Annotated in this window: 14 protein-coding genes; 8 read left to right on the top strand and 6 right to left on the bottom strand. The window is 72.0% G+C overall.

Annotated features, from left to right (window positions below; genetic code table 11):
* Window positions 1-74: 74 nt before the first annotated feature.
* Both MTP10_RS27315 and larC read left to right on the top strand, forming a co-directional pair.
* Window positions 75-1,304, top strand: a complete 1,230-nt coding sequence (locus MTP10_RS27315) for a lactate racemase domain-containing protein (RefSeq protein ID WP_310712547.1) — start codon at window positions 75-77, stop codon at window positions 1,302-1,304.
* Window positions 1,301-2,530: a nickel pincer cofactor biosynthesis protein LarC gene (larC, locus tag MTP10_RS27310; RefSeq protein ID WP_310712546.1), complete on the top strand. Its 1,230-nt coding sequence runs from the start codon at window positions 1,301-1,303 to the stop codon at window positions 2,528-2,530. The genes MTP10_RS27315 and larC overlap by 4 nt, the downstream gene beginning before the upstream one ends.
* Before the next feature lie 66 nt (window positions 2,531-2,596).
* Here larC and MTP10_RS27305 read toward each other — a convergent pair whose 3' ends face one another.
* A complete protein-coding gene (locus MTP10_RS27305) occupies window positions 2,597-3,934 on the bottom strand; it encodes an FAD-binding oxidoreductase (RefSeq protein WP_310712545.1) in 1,338 nt (445 codons plus the stop codon).
* 242 nt (window positions 3,935-4,176) lie between these two features.
* Between MTP10_RS27305 and MTP10_RS27300 the strand changes: the two genes are divergently transcribed.
* Window positions 4,177-5,061 carry an RNA polymerase sigma-70 factor gene (locus MTP10_RS27300; RefSeq protein ID WP_310712612.1) on the top strand — a complete coding sequence of 295 codons (885 nt, stop codon included), beginning with the start codon at window positions 4,177-4,179 and terminating at the stop codon, window positions 5,059-5,061.
* Between the two features lie 48 nt (window positions 5,062-5,109).
* On the opposite strand, the gene MTP10_RS27295 is transcribed toward MTP10_RS27300, so the two are convergent.
* A complete protein-coding gene (locus MTP10_RS27295; protein WP_310712544.1) occupies window positions 5,110-5,544 on the bottom strand; it encodes an ester cyclase in 435 nt (144 codons plus the stop codon).
* Window positions 5,545-5,805: 261 nt separating this feature from the next.
* Here MTP10_RS27295 and MTP10_RS27290 point away from each other — a divergent pair, with 261 nt between their 5' ends.
* Window positions 5,806-6,213 (top strand): hypothetical protein, encoded by a 408-nt coding sequence (locus MTP10_RS27290; protein ID WP_310712543.1) that lies wholly within the window; start codon window positions 5,806-5,808, stop codon window positions 6,211-6,213.
* Window positions 6,206-7,834: a multicopper oxidase domain-containing protein gene (locus MTP10_RS27285; RefSeq protein ID WP_310712542.1), complete on the top strand. Its 1,629-nt coding sequence runs from the start codon at window positions 6,206-6,208 to the stop codon at window positions 7,832-7,834. Before MTP10_RS27290 ends, MTP10_RS27285 begins: the two co-directional genes overlap by 8 nt.
* 102 nt (window positions 7,835-7,936) lie before the next feature.
* Here the strand turns inward: MTP10_RS27285 and MTP10_RS27280 are convergent, their stop codons facing one another.
* From MTP10_RS27280 to sigJ, 3 genes are all read right to left on the bottom strand, one after another.
* Complete coding sequence (locus MTP10_RS27280; protein WP_310712541.1) at window positions 7,937-8,377, bottom strand: hypothetical protein; 441 nt, start codon at window positions 8,375-8,377, stop codon at window positions 7,937-7,939.
* A 115-nt stretch (window positions 8,378-8,492) separates the two neighbouring features.
* On the bottom strand, window positions 8,493-9,656 hold the full coding sequence (locus MTP10_RS27275; RefSeq protein ID WP_310712540.1) for an FAD-dependent oxidoreductase: 1,164 nt from the start codon (window positions 9,654-9,656) through the stop codon (window positions 8,493-8,495).
* A 56-nt stretch (window positions 9,657-9,712) separates the two neighbouring features.
* A complete protein-coding gene (gene sigJ / locus MTP10_RS27270; RefSeq protein WP_310712539.1) occupies window positions 9,713-10,585 on the bottom strand; it encodes an RNA polymerase sigma factor SigJ in 873 nt (290 codons plus the stop codon).
* 180 nt (window positions 10,586-10,765) lie between these two features.
* On the opposite strand from sigJ, the gene MTP10_RS27265 reads away from it, so the two are divergent.
* Both MTP10_RS27265 and MTP10_RS27260 read left to right on the top strand, forming a co-directional pair.
* Complete coding sequence (locus MTP10_RS27265) at window positions 10,766-11,338, top strand: helix-turn-helix domain-containing protein (RefSeq protein ID WP_310712538.1); 573 nt, start codon at window positions 10,766-10,768, stop codon at window positions 11,336-11,338.
* A complete protein-coding gene (locus MTP10_RS27260; protein ID WP_310712537.1) occupies window positions 11,335-12,615 on the top strand; it encodes an MFS transporter in 1,281 nt (426 codons plus the stop codon). The genes MTP10_RS27265 and MTP10_RS27260 overlap by 4 nt, the downstream gene beginning before the upstream one ends.
* Window positions 12,616-12,644: 29 nt before the next feature.
* Here MTP10_RS27260 and MTP10_RS27255 read toward each other — a convergent pair whose 3' ends face one another.
* Complete coding sequence (locus MTP10_RS27255) at window positions 12,645-13,715, bottom strand: WYL domain-containing protein (protein ID WP_310712536.1); 1,071 nt, start codon at window positions 13,713-13,715, stop codon at window positions 12,645-12,647.
* 389 nt (window positions 13,716-14,104) lie between these two features.
* Here MTP10_RS27255 and MTP10_RS27250 point away from each other — a divergent pair, with 389 nt between their 5' ends.
* The gene (locus MTP10_RS27250; protein ID WP_310712535.1) at window positions 14,105-17,611 is read left to right on the top strand and encodes a metallophosphoesterase; all 3,507 of its coding nucleotides are present in this window, start codon (window positions 14,105-14,107) and stop codon (window positions 17,609-17,611) included.
* Window positions 17,612-18,028: the final 417 nt, after the last annotated feature.

Below are 18,028 nucleotides of genomic sequence, written 5' to 3'. Positions count from 1 at the left end.
CGTCGCCATCCGTCTCGCCCTGGTCGCCCCCGCCGGCTTGCGCCCGCGGGGGCGGCCGTGGTCGTCTGGCCTCCATGACGTACCGGATCGGAGGGCCTGACGCCGTCCTCACCGAGGAGCGGATCAGGAGCTTCGTCGCCGAGCGGCTGGCGGAGGAGGATCTGGACGGCCGCAGCGTGTGCCTGGTGGTGCCCGACGGCACCCGGAGCTGCCCGCTGCCGTTGCTGCTGTCGGCGGTGCACGAGGCGCTGCACGGCCGGGTCTCCCGGCTGACCGTGCTGGTCGCGCTCGGCACGCACGCGCCGATGGGCGAGGCCGAGCTGGCCGCGCACGTTCCGCCATTGCCGGGGATGACGGTGCTCAACCACGCGTGGTGGGAGCCGTCCACGTTCGTCTCGCTCGGCACGATCGGCGCCGACCGGGTCGGCGAGCTGTCCGGCGGGCTGCTGCGTCACGAGGTGGACGTACGGCTGAACCGGGCGGTCGTGGAGCACGACGTGGCGCTGGTGATCGGGCCGGTCTTCCCGCACGAGGTGGTGGGGTTCTCCGGCGGCGACAAGTACTTCTTCCCCGGCGTGGCGGGGGCCGACATCATCGACCTGTCGCACTGGCTGGGCGCCCTCATCACCAGCGCCGACATCATCGGCACGCGCGGCGTCACCCCGGTGCGCGCGCTCATCCACGAGGCGGCCTCGCTCATCCCCGCCCGCCGGCTGGCGCTGTGCGTCGTCGTGCGGTCCGGCTCCGACGAGCTGCACGCCATGGCGTACGGGCCGCCGCAGCGGGCGTGGGCGGCGGCGGCCGAGGTGTCCTCCGAGGTCCACGTGCGCTACCTGGACGCGCCCGTGCGCAGGGTGCTGTCGCTGATCCCGGCCAAGTACGACGACATGTGGACCGCCGCCAAGGGCTTCTACAAGCTGGAGCCGGTCGTCGCCGACGGCGGCGAGGTCGTCCTGTACGCGCCCCACGTCACGACGATCTCCGCGATGCACCCCGAGATCGAGCAGATCGGCTACCACTGCCGCGACTACTTCACCCGGCAGTGGGACCGCTTCAAGCACCTGCACTGGGGCGTGCTGGCCCACTCCACGCACCTGCGCGGCGCGGGCACCTACGACGAGGAGCACGGCGAGCGCTGCCGGGTGACCGTCACCCTGGCCACCGGCATCCCCGAGGACGTCGTGCGACGGGCGAACCTCGGCTACCTCGACCCGGCAGAGGTCGACGTCGAGGCGTTCGCCGCCGACCCGCAGACCCTGGTCGTGCCCCAGGCGGGCGAGGTCCTCTACCGGCTGCGCCGATGAGGCACGCGTGGATCGACGCCTCGGCGGGCGTCGCCGGGGACATGCTGCTGGGCGCGCTGCTCGACGCCGGCGCCCGGCTGGAGACGGTACGGGCCGCCGTCGAGGCCGTCGTGCCGGGGCAGGTGCGTCTCGGGCGGGAACAGGTCACCCGTGCGGGGCTGCGCGCGACGCGGGCCCACGTCACGCCGGCCGGCCACGGGCATCACCGCACCTGGCGGGACATCCGCCTGCTTCTCACCCGGGCCGAGCCGGCGGAGCCGGTGCGGGAGAACGCGCTGGCGGTCTTCGCCCGGCTCGCCCGGGCCGAGGCGCGCGTCCACGGCATCGAGGCCGACGAGGTGCACTTCCACGAGGTGGGCGCCTGGGACTCCATCGCCGACGTGGTCGGCGTCTGCGCGGCCCTCCACGACCTGGACGTGAGCGAGGTGAGCGCCGGGCCGGTGGCGGTGGGCTCCGGGCGGGTGGTCACGGCGCACGGGGAGCTGCCCGTGCCCGTCCCGGCGGTCGCCGAGCTCGCCGCCGGCTGGCGGATCCACGCCGGTGGCCAGGGCGAGCTGGCCACGCCCACCGGCATGGCGCTGGTCACCACGCTGGCCCGGGAGTGCACGGAGCTGCCGCCCCTGCGGCTGGAGGCCACGGGCGTCGGCGCGGGCGCCCGTGACACGCCCGGCCGGGCCAACGTCGTACGGGTGCTCGTCGGCGCCCCCGGGGCCGATCCCGCCGAGGCCGTGGTCCCGGCAGAGTCCGTGGTCCTGGAGGCCAACGTGGACGACCTGGACCCGCGCGTGTGGCCGAGCGTCCTGTCCGCCCTCATGGAGGCGGGCGCGTCGGACGCCTGGCTGGTGCCCATCCTCATGAAGAAGGGCCGCCCCGCCCACACGCTGAGCGTGCTGTCCCCTCCCGGGCACGCGGACGAGCTCCGCGCGGCCATGTTCCACCTGACCACGACCCTGGGCGTCCGGGAGCGGACGGTCCGCAAGACCGCGCTCGAACGCGGCTGGGTGCACGTGGACGCGCTCGGCGCCCGGCTGCCGGTCAAGGTGGGCCACCGGGACGGCGTCGTGGTGCAGGCCACGCCGGAGTACGAGCCCGCCGCCCGGCTGGCGGCCGAACGGGGCCTGCCGGTGCGGACGGTGCTCGACGCCGCCGTGGCCGCGGCATGGACGGCGGGACTCGCCCCCGGCCGGTCCGTTCCCCGCGAACTGCGCCCGCATCCGTCCCTGTGACCCGCCTCCGCCGGCGGAGGCGGCATGTGGCGGTGCCCTCGGCGACGGCCGGCCACCGCTCCCTCGTCAGGGCCGGACGTTGTGGTTGCCGGCGAACAGGTTGGCGGGGTCGTACCGACGCTTGACCGCCGCGAGCCGCTGGTAGGTCCGGGTCGGATAGACCGCGGCGACATCCTCCTCGGTGGCGGAGGCCAGGAAGTTCGCGTAGGCGCCGTCGACGTGAGGCGCGAGTCTCCCCCAGATCGCGTCCAGAGCGGGACGCGCGGCCTCGACGACCGGCTCCGGACCCGCGCTGGTGGTCATGACCATCAGCTCCGCCCGGCGATGCGCGTAGGCGGTGGCGTCGTCGGGGACTCGCGACACCGCGCCGCCGACGCTGCGAACGGCGATGAACGGCGATCCCTGCGATGCCCCGGTCTCGGCGAGGATCCGCAGGACCTCGGGCACCGACTCCTTGCCGACGAACGCGCTCCGGGTGACGAGCAGGATGCCGGGCGGCGGGGTCACGCCGTCCACGAGCGTGTCCTCATAGGGCTTCAGCGCGACATCGTCGTCGATCACCGTGCCGAGCCGGCGGATCGGGTCGATGGCCCGGGCCGCGAGCTCCGGGTCGTCGCCGTCGAAGGCGACCTGGATCTCGACCGGCGCTTCGGGGCCGCCGGCGAAAGGGTTGGCGAAGCTCGCGATGGAGGTGAGCTCCTCGGGGGCGGTGCGGAGGTGGTCCGCCCACCCCTGGAGCACGCCGGCCGCCTCCGCCGCCGGGAAGGCGATCCTGCCGTAGAAGACGTCGGTCGTCGGGTGTGCGGCGAACTCGAAGACGGTCACGATCCCGAAATTGCCGCCGCCGCCGCGAATCGCCCAGAACAGCTCAGGGTTCTCCTGCGCGCTCGCCCGCACGACCTCTCCGCCGGCGGTGACCACCTCCGCGGCGACCACGTTGTCCAGGGCCAGACCGTACTTCCTGACCTTCCAGCCCATGCCGCCGGTCAACGTCAGCCCACCGACGCCGACGCTCCTGGTGTCGCCCGAGGAGATCGCCAGGCCGTGCGGGGCGAGGGCGGCCGCGACCTGACCCCAGGTGGCGCCGCCGCCGATCCGCACGAGGTGACGTTCCTTGTCGACGACCTCCACGTCCGCGAGGCCGCCGAGGTCGATCACGACGCCGTCGTCGTTGGTGCCGAAGCCCGCGAAGGCATGGCCGCCGCCTCGCACGGACAGCACGAGTCCCGCGGCGGCGGCGAACCTGACACCCGCCTGCACGTCCCCCACGCTCTTGGGCCGCAGAACGTAGGCCGGGCTGCCCGAGGCCAGTACCGAGCGACGGGCCGACTCGTACTCCGCTCCGCCCGGTTCGATGATGTCGCCGCCGAAGTCACGGCGAAGGGTTTCAAGCGCTGCAGTCATGACATTCCTCTCGTGATGCGAATCGTTCATGCGAACTGGCCCGGCTGGGCCGAACGAACACAAGATGCCGACGGCCCGGTCCTTGTGACGGCGCGGCGTAGTGACGTACGCCACAGGAACGGGCCACCGTCCCGGTGTCACAGAACGGCCGGGGCCGGCGTCTGATGGGTGTGACGAAGAACGAACAGGAGCCGCCCATGTCCGGCACGCCGGAGAGCACGCCCGCGGATCGCGGCGACGCCATGAGCGGGCACGACGGCCCGGACCCCGCCACCGAGGCGTTCGTCGCCCACCGCAACCTGCTGTTCACCGTCGCCTACGAGATGCTCGGCTCGGCCGCCGACGCCGAGGACGTGCTGCAGGAGACCTGGCTGCGGTGGGCGGGCGTCGACCTGGCCACCGTGCGGGATCAGCGCGCCTACCTGGTCCGGATCGCCACCCGGCAGGCGCTCGGCCGGCTGCGTGCGCTGGGCCGCCGCAAGGAGTCCTACGTGGGCCCGTGGCTGCCGGAGCCGCTGCTGACCGCGCCCGACGTGGCGGAGGACGTCGAGTTGGCCGACAGCGTCTCGATGGCGATGCTGCTGGTGCTGGAGACGCTTCAGCCGACCGAGCGGGCGGTGTTCGTGCTGCGCGAGGTGTTCGATCTCGACTACGACGAGATCGCCGAGGCCGTCGACAAGAACCCGGCCGCGGTCCGCCAGATCGCCCACCGGGCACGCTCCCACGTCGCCGCCCGCCGCCCGCGCGGCACCGGCTCCCCGGCCGAGCACCGAGCCGCACTCCAGGCCTTCCAGCGAGCAGTCCAGACCGGCGAGTTGCAGAGCCTGCTCGACATCCTCGCGCCCGAGGTCGTCCTGCTGACGGACGGCGGCGGAATCAAGCAGGCCGCGCTGGCTCCCGTCATCGGGGCCGGCATGGTGGCCCAGGTGCTGAGCAGGATCACCGGCACGGCGTCGCTACGGCCGGCACAGGTCAACGGCTACCCGGCGCTGACCGTCCACCTCGACGGCGAGCTCGACACCGTCGTGGCGGTGCGGATCGACGACGGGCTCATCACCGGGCTCTACGCCGTGCGCAACCCCGAGAAGCTGTCGCACATGGAGCGGGAGACCCCGGTGAGCCGCTGAGCCCGCCACTGACGGCCGACGAGACAACTGCCGTGAGCCGGCGAGGTACTACGTCTGGACGAGGCCGAGTTGCCGCAGTTGTGAGTAGACGTCGACGACTCCCCAGAGGTCGGTGATCCGGCCGTCGGCGAAGCGGGCGATGAAGATCTCGTTGTAGGTGACGGATCTGCCGGTCGGGGGCATGCCGCGGTAGGCGCCGGAGTTGGTGCCGGTGACCGTCTGCCGTGCGACGATCTTGTCTCCGTCGGCGAGCAGGTCCTCGACCGCTACGTGAATGTCGGGGAACGCGCGCAGGAGGACGTCCCAGATGCGCTTCTGCGCCTGCACCGCCGTCATGTCGGTCAGCTCCGTCGTGTGAAACCGCGCGTCCGGGTGGATGACCTCGTCGATCGCCTTCGAGATGATCTCCAGATCGCCGCTGTTGATGGCCTCGTGGAAGCGGTGGTACGTCTCCTTGTTGCGTGCTTCCTGAGCTGTCGACATGTCGTCTCTCCTTGATCGAGATGATGGGGGGCCCTGTGGTGATGCGCTCCCCCGAGCAGTACGACGTCACAGCACCGCGAAATGTGAGGTGACGCGCCCACCTCACAGTCGTACTGATGAGGGCGGATACGACGAGGGAGCCGACGACGCCATAACTCCCGACGCATAACGACATAACAATATTGATCTTGGAGAAAATAACTGCGAAGTCATAACGTCGGAGTCGTGCACAAATCGAGAACGGAGCCGGGAGGAGTCCCCATGCTCACCGTGGCCGCGCCCCGGACCACACCCACGGGATGGACGCTGCGGGCCGTCGTCAGCGCGCACGTGCTGGCGATCGCCGGCCAGCCGGTGTTCGCCGGGGTGTATCTGACCGGTGACTACGCCGGTTTGCGCCTGCATGCGGCCGGCGCCGACGTCGTCACCTCCATCGGGTACCTGCAGGCGATCGTCGCGATCGCGGTCTGGGTCCGGCTGCGCCAGGTCTGGCCGTTCCTCGCCACGACGGCGGTGGTGGCGGCCGAGACGGTGCAGTACTTCGCCGGGCTGAACGGCGCGCTGTGGTTGCACCTCCCGTTGGGGGTGATGACCGTCGTCGCGGTCGTGGTGCAGTTCATCGACGTGTGGCGCCGGCCTCTCCTTCGTGAGGGGGCCCGGAGTGCGTGACAGCCGCGGCATGACCAGGCGGCGGGCGCTGGGCATCGGCGGGGCGCTCGGGTTGACGGCGGCCACCGGCCTGTCGGCCTCGGCCGCGCTGGCCCGGCGGCCGCCGACCACCGGTGCCGAGCTGCGCAGCGCCGTGCCGCTGCCGGCGCCCTTCCAGGTGCCGCTGCCGATTCCCGCCGTGCTGAAGCCGGTCCGCACCGCGGGCGGCGCCGACCGTTACGAGATCACCCAGCGCGAGGCGAGCGCCGAGATCCTGCCCGGCGTGAAGACACCGCTGTGGACGTACGAGGGCACCTTCCCCGGGCCGACGATCGAGTCGCGCCGCGGGCGGCCGATCATCGTGACGCACCGCAACGAGCTGCCCGTACCGACCGTCGTGCACCTGCACGGGGGACGGACCCCGGCGGCCTCCGACGGTTACCCGACGGACCTGGTCCTGCCCGAAGGCCGGCACGACGCCGCCACGCACATGGAGCACGGCTCCGAGCAGCACATGCAGCACATGCAGCACGGCTCCGAGCACGGCATGCGGGACCCGAGAGCCGTGGTGACCAGGCTGACGCGGGACTACACCTTCCCGCTGGACCAGCGGCCGACGCTGCTGTGGTACCACGACCACCGGATGGACTTCACCGCCCCCGCGATCTGGCGCGGCCTGGCCGGCCTGCATCTCGTGCGCGACGACGCCGAGGAGGCGCTCGGCCTGCCCGCCGGGCCGCGCGAGCTGCCCCTCATGATCGCCGACCGCGCGTTCGCCGCCGACGGCAGCCTCGCCTACCCCGCCCTCGACCCCACGCTGCGCGGACGGCCCGGCGTCCGCGAGCCGTACCTCGCCGGGGTCCTCGGCGACGTCATCCTGGTCAACGGCGCGCCGTGGCCCGTGCACGAGGTCGACGCGGCCCGCCACCGGCTGCGCATCCTGAACGCCTCCAACGCCCGTCACTACGAGCTCGAGGCCGTCACCGACGACGGGCGCCGGCTCGACCTCGTGCAGATCGGCGCCGACCAGGGACTCCTCGCCGCCCCGGTCACCCACCGGCTGCTGCCGATCGCACCCGCGGAACGCTACGACGTGGTCGTCGACTTCTCCGGCGTCCCGATCGGCGGCCTCGTCAGGGTGGTCAACCGGCTCGGCTCCGGCCGTACCCGCGACGTGATGGCCTTCCGGGTCGCGCGCGAGGCCGCCGACGGCAGCCGCATCCCCCGCACCCTGTCCACCGACCTGCCGGCCTGGCGGCGCTCGGACGCCGCCAGGGTGCGCGAGTTCTCCTTCCGCGCCGGGCGGATGAACGCGGGCCACGGCTGGCTGATCGGCGGCCTGCCGTTCGACCCCGCCCGCACCGACGTCACCACCCGGCTCGGCGACGTCGAGGTCTGGCGGCTCATGGCCGACGTCCATCACCCTGTCCACCTGCACCTGGTCGGCTTCCGGGTGCTCTCACGCAGCGGCCGGCCCCCGCTGCCCCACGACGCGGGGCTCAAGGACACCGTCTCGCTACGGCCCGGCGAAGCCGTGGAGATCATCACCCGCTTCGACGGCTACCGCGGCCGCTACCTCTTCCACTGCCACAACGCCGAACACGAGGACATGGGCATGATGGCCAACCTCGAGATCGTCTAGGACGCCCCGCGGACCCGGCCGCCTGGCGCTCCTGCGGCCGGGCCCGCCGTACGTGTGGACCAGCGGTGCCCGGCCGGACCGGTCGTCAGGTGAGGGGGACGCTCAGCCGTGCGACCCGTACTTGGTGAGCAGCTTCTCCAGGTGCCGCACCACCGGCTGCCAGGTAGTCGGCGGCGTGTAACGGCTGGCCCGGTGGCCCTTGTAGGTGAGCGTGTACTTGAGGAAGTCGGCCCCCTGCGGCTGCGGCTCCGACGTGCCGACCTTCAGTTTCTGCAGAACGGTCCGGAGCCGGCGCAGCTCCTTGCCCGTCAGGCACGAGCTCACGATCGGACCGGTGCGGCGGCTGAACTGACCGCAGCCGTCGGTGAACACCCGCACCCGGTTGTCGAGTCCCGCGAAACCGCCCTGCTCCCGGAAGTCGACGAGCGTCTTTCGCTGCGCCTCCACCCCCTCTCGCACGTCCGCTCGCGCCTGTCGTCCGTCCGCGTGCGCCACCGAGACCCCCGAGGCGCCCAGGGCCAGGACGAGCACCGGTGGAAGCATGATCCGCCACATCTTCATGCCTACTCTGACGTACCGGGCCGGCGAATGGCTCACACCAACGGCAGGAAAGGCTCATCAGACCCGCAACCGACGAGCCGTGCCGGAGGTACGGGGGTCATGCGGCGGGGGCGGCCTTCCGCTCGTCGAGCTCGTCGAGAGGGAAGAAGGGCAGCTCGAGGTAGACGCTGCCGGCGGCGGCGAGAATCTTCGAGGCGTCGTCGACCGGCGGGTGGATGAGCTGGTTGATCAGCTTCTTGATGTCCGCGCCGTCGGCGCCCGAGGCCATCACCCTGCGGTCCCAGCCCCGGGCGAAGATCGCACCGGCGCCGCCCAGGTCCAGGCAGGTGACGTACGGGCCGGGGGTGAAGTCGCGCAGCGGCATGCCGAGCAGGTCGGCCGCCGCGTTGTACCCGGCGACCTTGCCGAGCGGGGTGGCGTGCTGGCAGGCCTGCATGACCGTGTGCTCGGCGTCGAACGCCGCCGCGGCCGTGTCCCCGGCGACGAACACCTCGGGCAGGGCGCGCAGCCGCCGGTCCACCGGCACCCGGCCGAGGTGGTCGAGCTCGTCGGAGATCTGCCGGGTGAGCTCGCTGGCCCTGATCCCCGCGGACCAGACCACCGCGTCCGCCTCCACCGTGGTGCCGTCGGACAGGACGGCGTATCCCTCGCCGACCTCCGTCACCGTCGTGCCGAGGCGGCGTTCGACGCCCAGCTCGTCCAGCGCCGCCTCGATCGCCTCGCGCGGGCCCGGGCCGAGCTGGTGCCCGACCACCTCCGACCGGTCCACCAGCAGCACCCGGCCCCTGGCGGCCAGCGCGGTGGCGGCCTCCAGGCCGACGAACCCGGCGCCGACCACCACGGCGGAGTAGTCCTCCCGCTCGCGCAGATGGCCGGTCAGCCGCCGGGCCCCTTCCAGGGTGTCGATGTCGAAGAGCCGTTCGGCGCCGGGCAGGCCCTCGGGACGGACGAGTTCGCTGCCCGCCGCCAACACGAGGCGGTCATAACCGATCTCCTCGCCGTCGGCCACCACCATGCGGCGGCCGGTGTCGATCGTGCTCACCCGGGCCCGCAGGTGCTCGACGCCGATCGGTTCGAGGACCCTGCCGAGCTCCACCTTGGCCAGGTCCGGCTCCGGCTCGTACAGGCGGGGCCGCAGCACCATGTGCTCGTCCGGCGCGATGAGCGTGATGCGCAGGTCCGCCTCTCCACGGGCCAGCGCCGCTCCCGCCGCGCTCCACACGCCCGCGAAACCGCCTCCGATGATCACAACGTGTGCCACTGTCTCGTCCTTCTCTCACCCCGGGGATGGTTCGGCAGGGAGACAAGACGGCGGGTTCAGATGTGACCGAGGTGAGCGAACTTCTCCGGATTGGCCAGCCTCCTGAACACCGTGATACGCCCGTCGGCGATCTCCACGGTGTCGAGCCAGACCAGCTCGCCGCCGTGGTAGGTCGCCAGGGCCGGGTGCCCGTTCACCTCGATGATCTGGAACGCGTCGGGGCGTCTGAGCTCGATCTGCCTGACCGTCAGCAGGGCGATGCGCTCCGCGCCCCGGACCGGCCTGCGCGCGGCGGTCACCTTGCCGCCGCCGTCGGCGACGTAGACGGCCTCGGGGTGCAGCAGCTCGACGAGCCCGGCCAGGTCCCCCGCGTCGGCGGCCGCCTTGAACGCCTTGAGCACGCGTTCGGTCTCGGCCCTGGACGCCCGGGGCGCCTCCTCGGCCGCGGCGACCCGCGCCCGCGCGCGGGAGGCCAGCTTGCGGCTCGCGGCGGGCGTGCCGCCGAGCACCTCGGCGATCCGGCCGAACGGGAGGTCGAAGACGTCGTGCAGCACCAGCGCCACGCGTTCGGCGGGGGTGAGCCGCTCCATGACCACCAGCATCGCGGTGCTCACCGACTCGTCCAGGAGCACCTGGGCGGCGGCGTCGGGCCCGGTCAGCAGCGGCTCGGGCAGCCAGGGGCCGACGTAGGACTCGCGCCGGACCCGCGCCGACCTGAGCACGTTGTACGACGTCCGGGCGGCCAGGGTCACCAGCCAGGCCCGCAGATCCCGCACCTCGGACAGGTCGGCGGCGGCGGCGCGCAGCCAGACGTCCTGCGTCACGTCCTCGGCCTCGGTCACGGTGCCGAGGATCCGGTAGGCCGCCCCGAAGACCGCGGCGCGATGCGATTCCCAGTCGGCCTCCGCCAACGTGCCGGTCAACTCCACCCCGGGCCTCCCGCCCCCTCGGATCAGTGGTCGACCTCCGATCCTAGGCAGGTCACCATCGACGCCGGCACCGACACCGAGGTGAACGGGGTGATCACCGGCTCCGGCGGCGCGGGCCGCCTGGACGTATACGTACAAGAGCTGTTGTGCAATGTCTCTTGTACGTATACGCTCCTCGCTGTGCCCGACGACGATCATGCGATCACCGACTCCCGGGTCCTGGCAGCCATGGCGCACCCCGTGCGCCGTCGCCTCCTCGACCTGCTGAAACTCAACGGCCCGTGCACCGCCAGCACCCTGTCCGAACACACCGGGGAAGCGGTCGGCAACGTCAGCCACCACCTGCGCGCCCTGGCGGCCGCCGAACTGATCGAGGAGGCGCCCGAGCTGGCCCGCGACCGGCGCGAACGCTGGTGGCGCCGGACCACTCCCACGCTCTGCTGGTCCTCCACCGACTTCGCCGACGACGCCGCGGGTGAGGCGGTGGCGCGGGCCGTCGAATCGCTCAACCTGGAGCGGCAGACCGGCCACGTGCGCCGCTGGGCGGACCAGCCCCAGTCCGAGCAGGAACGCTGGCCGCTCGGGCCGTTCTCGGCCGAGGCCTGGATCCGCGTCACCGACGAAGAGCTGGCCGAATACGCCGCCGAGCTCAAGGCCGTGATGAACAAGTGGGCAGAGCGCGAGCTGCCGGACGACGGCCGGGACCGCGGCACCGTCTTCACCTTCGCCCGCGCGGTTCCGGGCCGGCCGTGACGAGCACCGAGAAGACCCGGTTCGGGCTGCTGCGCCGGCGCGACTTCCGGCTGCTGTGGGTCGGGGAGAGCGTCAGCAGCCTGGGCAGCTCCGTCACCGGCGTCGCGCTGCCCCTGGTCGCGGTGACCGTGCTGGACGCGCCGCCGTTGGCGGTGGGCGTGCTGGCGGCGGCCACCTGGCTGCCCTGGCTGCTCATCGGCCTGCCGGCGGGTGTCTGGGTGGACCGCCTCCCCCGCCGCCGCGTGATGCTGGCCGCCGACTGGGCGTCGATGGCGGCCTTCCTCAGCGTTCCGATCGCCGCCGCCCTCGGCCGGCTGACGATCGGCCAGCTGATCGTGGTCGCGCTGGCCGCGGGGACCGCCAAGGTGTTCTTCGCGACCGCCTACCGCGCGTACCTGCCGTTCCTGGTGGACGGGCCTGACCTGCTGGAGGCCAACGCCAAGCTCCAGGGCAGCGAGCAGGTGGCGAACCTGGCCGGCCCCGGCCTCGCCGGGCTGCTCGCCCAGCTCTTCTCGGCCGTCGGCGGCCTGATCGCCGACGCCGCCACCTTCGCCGTCTCGGCCGTCTGCCTCATCCGCATCGAACGCCGCGAAACCCCCGTCCGCAGGCCCCGCCGCCGCCTGCGCGCCGAGATCCGCGACGGCTTGCTCCTGGTCGCCCGCGATCCGTTGCTCCGCGCCAACACGTTGTACGGCTGCGCGGCCAACCTGGCCCTGACCGGTTACACGTCGCTGACCGTGCTCTTCCTGGTCGACGACGTCGGGCTGGGCGCGGGCCAGACCGGTCTGCTGATCGCGGCCACCAGCCTGGGCGGCATCGTCGGCGCCATGGTCGCACGCCCGATGGCGGCGCGGTTCGGCAGCGCACGGGCCGTCCTGCTCGGCAAAGCCGGCCTGGCCCCCACCGGGCTGCTGATCCCCCTGGCGGAGCGCGGCGCCGGGCTGGCGCTGTTCGTCCTGGGCGGCGTGATGATCGTCGCGGGGGTCGTGGCGGGCAACGTGGTCTTCTCCGGTTTCATCCAGACGTACGTGCCGGGCGAGCTGATGGGGCGGGTGACGTCCAGCGTGCAGATGGTCAACTTCGGCGCGATGCCGCTGGGCGGCGTCCTGGCCGGGGCACTGGCCGGTGCGCTCGGCGTGCGCGCAGCGCTGTGGGTGATGCTGATCGGGTTCGCGCTGAGCGGCCTGATCCTGCTCGCCGGCCCTCTGCGCCGCCTGCGCGACCTGCCCTCCGGCCGGCTGGATACCGCGGGCCGCGAGGACCTCCTGGGCGTGTGAGACCGGGCCCAGTCAGCCGGGCCACCCAGTCAGAGGGTTTCCGCCACGAGGTCGAGGTAGGCGTGCCCGGCGGAGGTGGGGGCGCAACCCGGCGCGGGCGGCGTGGCGGGGGTGGCGGTCGCCGCGTCGGCGTAGCGGCGGGCCAGGTGGGCGAAGGCGTCCTTGAGCTCGGGCGGGCCGACGACCTCGATGTCGGCGTCGTACCTGCCGATGGCGGCGGCCAGGCCAGGCCACGACCACGAGCCGAGGACGAGCCGGCAGCGGTTCGGGCCGAGCTCCTCGACGACGCCGTCGCGGGTGTGGCGGGACACTTCGGCGGCGGGCAGGTGGAGGATCACCTCGCCGCGGCAGGGCCAGTCGCCGGAGCTGTCGGAGCCCCGGAACCGGCCGGCCACGAAGGCGGCCACCTCGCCCCCGGGCAGCTCGCGCGGGGTGAAGCGGGGCCCGTTGGGGGTGCGCGGGGTGATCCGATCGGCGCGGAAGGTGCGCCAGTCCTCGCGGTCGAGGTCCCAGGCGACGAGGTACCAGCGCCCGCCCCAGGTGACGAGATGATGGGGCTGCACCCGGCGCGGCGGGGCCGGCGCGCCGGTGTCGTCCGCCCCGGGCGGGTACGCGGGGGCGTAGTCGAAGCGCAGCACCTCGCGGGCGTGGACGGCGGCGCTGAGCGCCGTGAGCACGCCGCTGTCGGCCTGTGCGTCCGGCCGGATCGCGGGCCGCTCGACAGCGGTGACCTGGAGGGTGTCGATCCGGCGGCGCAGCCGTGCGGGCATGACCTGCCGGACGGTGTTCAGCGCCCGCGCCGCGGCTTCCTCGATGCCGGCACCGGTGGTGGTGGCGATCTGGAGCGCGATGGCCAGGGCGACGGCCTGCTCGTCGTCGAACAGCAACGGGGGCAACTCCGTTCCGGCGTCGAGCCGGTAGCCGCCGTCCGGCCCCTTGAAGGCCACGATGGGATAGCCGAGCTCGCGCAGGCGGTCGACGTCACGGCGTACGGTACGCGGGCTGATGTCCAGCCGCTCGGCCAGCAGCGCCCCCGGCCAGTCGCGGCGCGCCTGGAGCAGCGAGAGCAACGCCAGGAGGCGCGCTGAAGTCTTCGGCATGATGCCCATGTTGCCCTGAGAAGCGGCCACATCCTGACCTCTTCACCCTGCCCGGCGAGACGCCGGCCGGGATCCTCGGGCGACGTCCCCGATGCCGCGATCCTGACGGGCCGGGGTTCCGGTACGTGCCTGATGGTCGGCGTGTGACCTTGTTGTGCCTGTCTCGTGACAGATGACCAGAATGAGCGGATAGTTTCCGTTCCCTTCAGCCTCTCCACGCACACCGTTCACTCGTGCGCTCCAGTGTGTCCGCCCGAGAGCATGCCGCCTTATCGGCTGCTTATGAACGATGGAAGGGACTGCACCTGATGCAGCCAATGGCAGCACGAATGTCGTCGGGTGGCTTACGAGCTCGTCTGGTCACGGCCGCCGCGGTCGCGACGCTCCTCGTGAGCAGCTTCGTGACCGCGGCGTACGCCGACCCGGGCCCGGCGGAACAGGAACGGGGACGGCCCACCCCGACGCCGACCAGCACCGGTACCAGAACCCCGCCGACGCTCACCCCCGCCGACGGTTCGTACCTGGAGGGCACGGCCAAGGTCGCGGCGGTCCCGGCCACGGCCGGTGACAGCGTCACGAAGCTCGCCGTGGACGGCACCGCGCTCGACGCGACCCGGACGGTGGGCGTCTCCAAGCTCCGCTTCGACGTCGGCTCGAACTCGACGGAGGCGCAGTACCACAGCTACGTGCTGGTCAACGGCGGGTACCGCAGCGAGATCGGCAACTTCGTCAACCAGCGGGCGACCATCGACATCCCGAACGAGCACCTCGTCAAGGGAGAGAACACCGTCGAGATCGTCCTCGGCGCGATCCAGTCGTCCTGCGGCCTCAACTACGACGACTTCGTGCTGTCCGACGTGGGCCTCGAACTGCTCGGTGAGGTGGCGGACGGCGAGGACAACCCGTACACCCTGTCCTTCGGCGACGGCACCTGCGGCACCAACACCACGTTGCTGAAGCGGGTCACGCTCACGTTCTTCACCCAGTCCGACCCGCGGGCCACCACGGGCCTGACCGCGGACGTGGACACCACGACGCTGCCCAACGGCGAGCACGCCATCACCGCGACGACCGCCTCCGGGCTGAGCGTCAAGAACACCGTGACGGTGAACAACGCCCCGGCCGGGGCGCCGCGGCTGCTCCCCACGGACGGCACGCTCGTGGCGGGCACCAAGCCGGTCTTCGCGACGGTACCGGCCGGCGGCGGGGACGGCGTCAAGTCCCTCACCGTCGACGGCGACAAGCCCGCCACGAAGCCCACGCTCGGCAACGGCGCCGCGATGCTCGCCTTCGACGTGGGCGCGGACTCGATCAACGACAAGTACGACGACTTCCTGCTCGTCAACGGCAAGCGCATCGACCTGGGCGGCACCTACGCGAGCCGGCGCGTGACCATCGCGGTCCCCGCCCGCTACCTGATGCCCGGCGACAACACGATCAAGGTCGTCACCGGCGACTGGAAGAACATCTGCGGCAACGACCGTGACGACTTCACGATCGCCGGCCTCTCCCTCGCCCTCGACGGCGCCACCGTGACCGGCCGGGACGTCAAGCCGTCGTACGAGATGGGCGACGGCGACTGCGGCGGCGACCAGAGCCGCCTGCGCGAGGCCGAGCTGCGCTACACGATCGACGCCCCGGCGGTGACCGTCGTCGAGACGCTCGGCTCGGGCGACGCGACCCTCAGCTTCAACGTGGGCAGCAACTCAATCGAGGCGCGCTACCAGAACTTCGTGCTCGTCAACGGCCAGAAGGTCGTGCTCGACGGCGACTTCGTGAGCAAGCGCGTGGACTTCACGATCCCGAACGAGTTCCTCGTGCCCGGCTGGAACACGATCGACTTCGTGGCCGGCACCTTCCCGACGTCGTGCGGCAACAACCGCGACGACTTCACGATCTCCAACATCGCCCTCACCCCCGCGCAGGGCAAGGCGACCGGGCAGCTGCTCAAGACCTCGTACGTCATGGGCGACGGCAACTGCGGCGACAACGTGAACCCGCTGACCGAGATCGACCTCGAATTCCTCGTCGACGCCCCGGCCCGGGGCCTGCGCGCGGACCTCGACACCACGGCCCTCAAGGACGGCAAGCACACCATCGCCGCGACGTCGGCCGCGGGCCAGGTCGCCACCCGCGTCCTGATCACCGACAACTCGGCCCCGAAGGTCGCGAGGAGCGTCCCGGCCGCGGACGAGAAGATCACCGCCTCGGTCGTGCTGGACGTCAAGCTGGAGGACGCCTCCGGCGTCGTGTCCGGGCCGGACGTCAAGCTCGACGGCCGGCCGGTCGAGCTGGGCGCCGCGGTGGGCCCGGGCCTGAGCGCCGGCAAGCACACCCTGGCCGTGACCGGCGCCGACGGGCTCGGCAACACCACGACCCGGGACATCGTGTTCGAGTCCGCGGGCATCCCGGACGCACCCGCCGAGCTGTCCCCGGCGCTGGGCGCCGTCGACGTGTCCGATCCGGTCAAGCTGTCGGCGAAGGTGGCCGAGCCCGACGGGGGCAAGGTCACGGCGACGTTCTCCGCGGCCGAGATCCTGGCGCCGAACCAGGTGTTCCAGGGCACGGCCCCGTCCGTCCCCACGACCCTGCAGGTCCCGGGCGAGCAGCGCGTCAAGACCGACGCGCTCGAACCCGCCGACGGCAGGACGCTCGACGCGCCCGCCGGCCAGGATCTCGTCTACCAGCGCTACGACGTCAAGGTGCAGGGGCACGTGGACTCCCCCGTCCTGCGCTGGGAGGGTGTCATCGACCCCGAGCGCCTGGCGTCGCTGCGCGTGTGGAACACGAAGACAAAGGCGTGGGACCTGCTGACGAGCGCCCGTGGCGGCGCGGCCGAGGGCAGGACCGTTCTCACCGCCGTCGTCGACCAGGAGTACGTGGACAGGCAGCAGGTCCACGTCATGGTGACGGCCGAGGACCCGTTCGCCGACGACATCGACCCCGGTGACCCGAACGCCTTCGCCGACCCCTCCACGTACGACTTCTCGATCGTCCACTTCACCGACACGCAGTACATCTCCGAGGGCGCGGTGGAGCAGGAGACCGCCGAGGAGCGCGCGGTGTGGGAGTCCGCCTACGCCGGCATCGTCAACTGGATCAAGGACAACAAGGCCCAGCGCAAGATCTCGTACGTCGCGCACACCGGCGACATCATCGAGAACAACATCCGCAAGCCCGCCGACGAGGCCACGCAGCGGCAGATCGTCGAGATGGAGGTCTCCTCCAAGCAGCAGCGCGTGCTGGACGAGGCGAACATCCCGAACGGCGTGATCGCCGGCAACCACGACAACCAGTCGGGCACCGAGGACGGGCCCGACGCGATCTACAACAAGTACTACGGCCCCGGCCGGTACCGGACGGCGGCGCAGGGCTGGCAGCACGCCGAGTACGGCGGCCCGTGGAAGGAGGGCGACAACCAGAACCACTACGACCTGTTCTCCGCGGGCGGACTGGACTTCGTGGTGGTCGGCCTGTCGTACGGCGTGACGAGGGAGGAGGCCGAATGGGCCGACTCCGTCTTCAAGAAGTTCCCGGACCGCAACGGCATCCTGCTCTCGCACGACTACCTCGTGCCGAGCACCAACCCCGACGGGCGCGGCACCGGATTCTCGGCACCCGACGGCTCGATGCTGTACAAGACCGTGGTCGAGAAGAACCCGAACGTCTTCCTCATCCTCGCCGGGCACGAGCACGGCGTGGGCACCAACGTGAAGCCGAAGGTGGGCCGGCTCGGAACCGCGTCGTGGAGCTGCTGGCGGACTACCAGTTCTACACGGTGTCGGCCGACCGGCTCGGTCTCACCGAGGTCGGCGGGTACAACCCGGAGGACCAGCTCCAGTTCGGCGCGAGCTTCTTCCGGCTGCTCCAGTTCAACGTCAAGCGGGCCGAGCTGAGCGTGGACACCTACTCCCCGCTGCTCAAGGACTTCGGCGCCTCCGAGTTCGACCCGCTGCGCCGCTACGACGGGCGCGAGGACAACATGGTGCTGCCGGTGGACCTCACCTCCCGTACGACGAGCTTCCAGACCGACTCGCTGGCGCTGTACAAGCCCACGCGGATCATCGGCAGGAGCACGGTGCCGTCGGGTCAGGTCGCCTCGGTGACCTGGGACCGCCTCAAGGACGACACGGCCTACGCCTGGTTCGTCACGGCCCGCTCCGCCGGCGGCGGCGTGACCGCCTCCGAGCCGAGCGTCTTCGTCACGAAGGACGAGCACGGCCGCCCGGGCACGTGGGGCCAGGAGTCGCCCATGTACCGCTGGTTCCAGCACTAGCCACACCTCCATCCCCATCCCCGCCGCCCCGGACCAC

The organism is Nonomuraea sp. 3-1Str, from assembly GCF_031570565.1.
Lineage (GTDB): Bacteria > Actinomycetota > Actinomycetes > Streptosporangiales > Streptosporangiaceae > Nonomuraea.
This window is presented reverse-complemented; position numbering and strand designations above follow the sequence as displayed.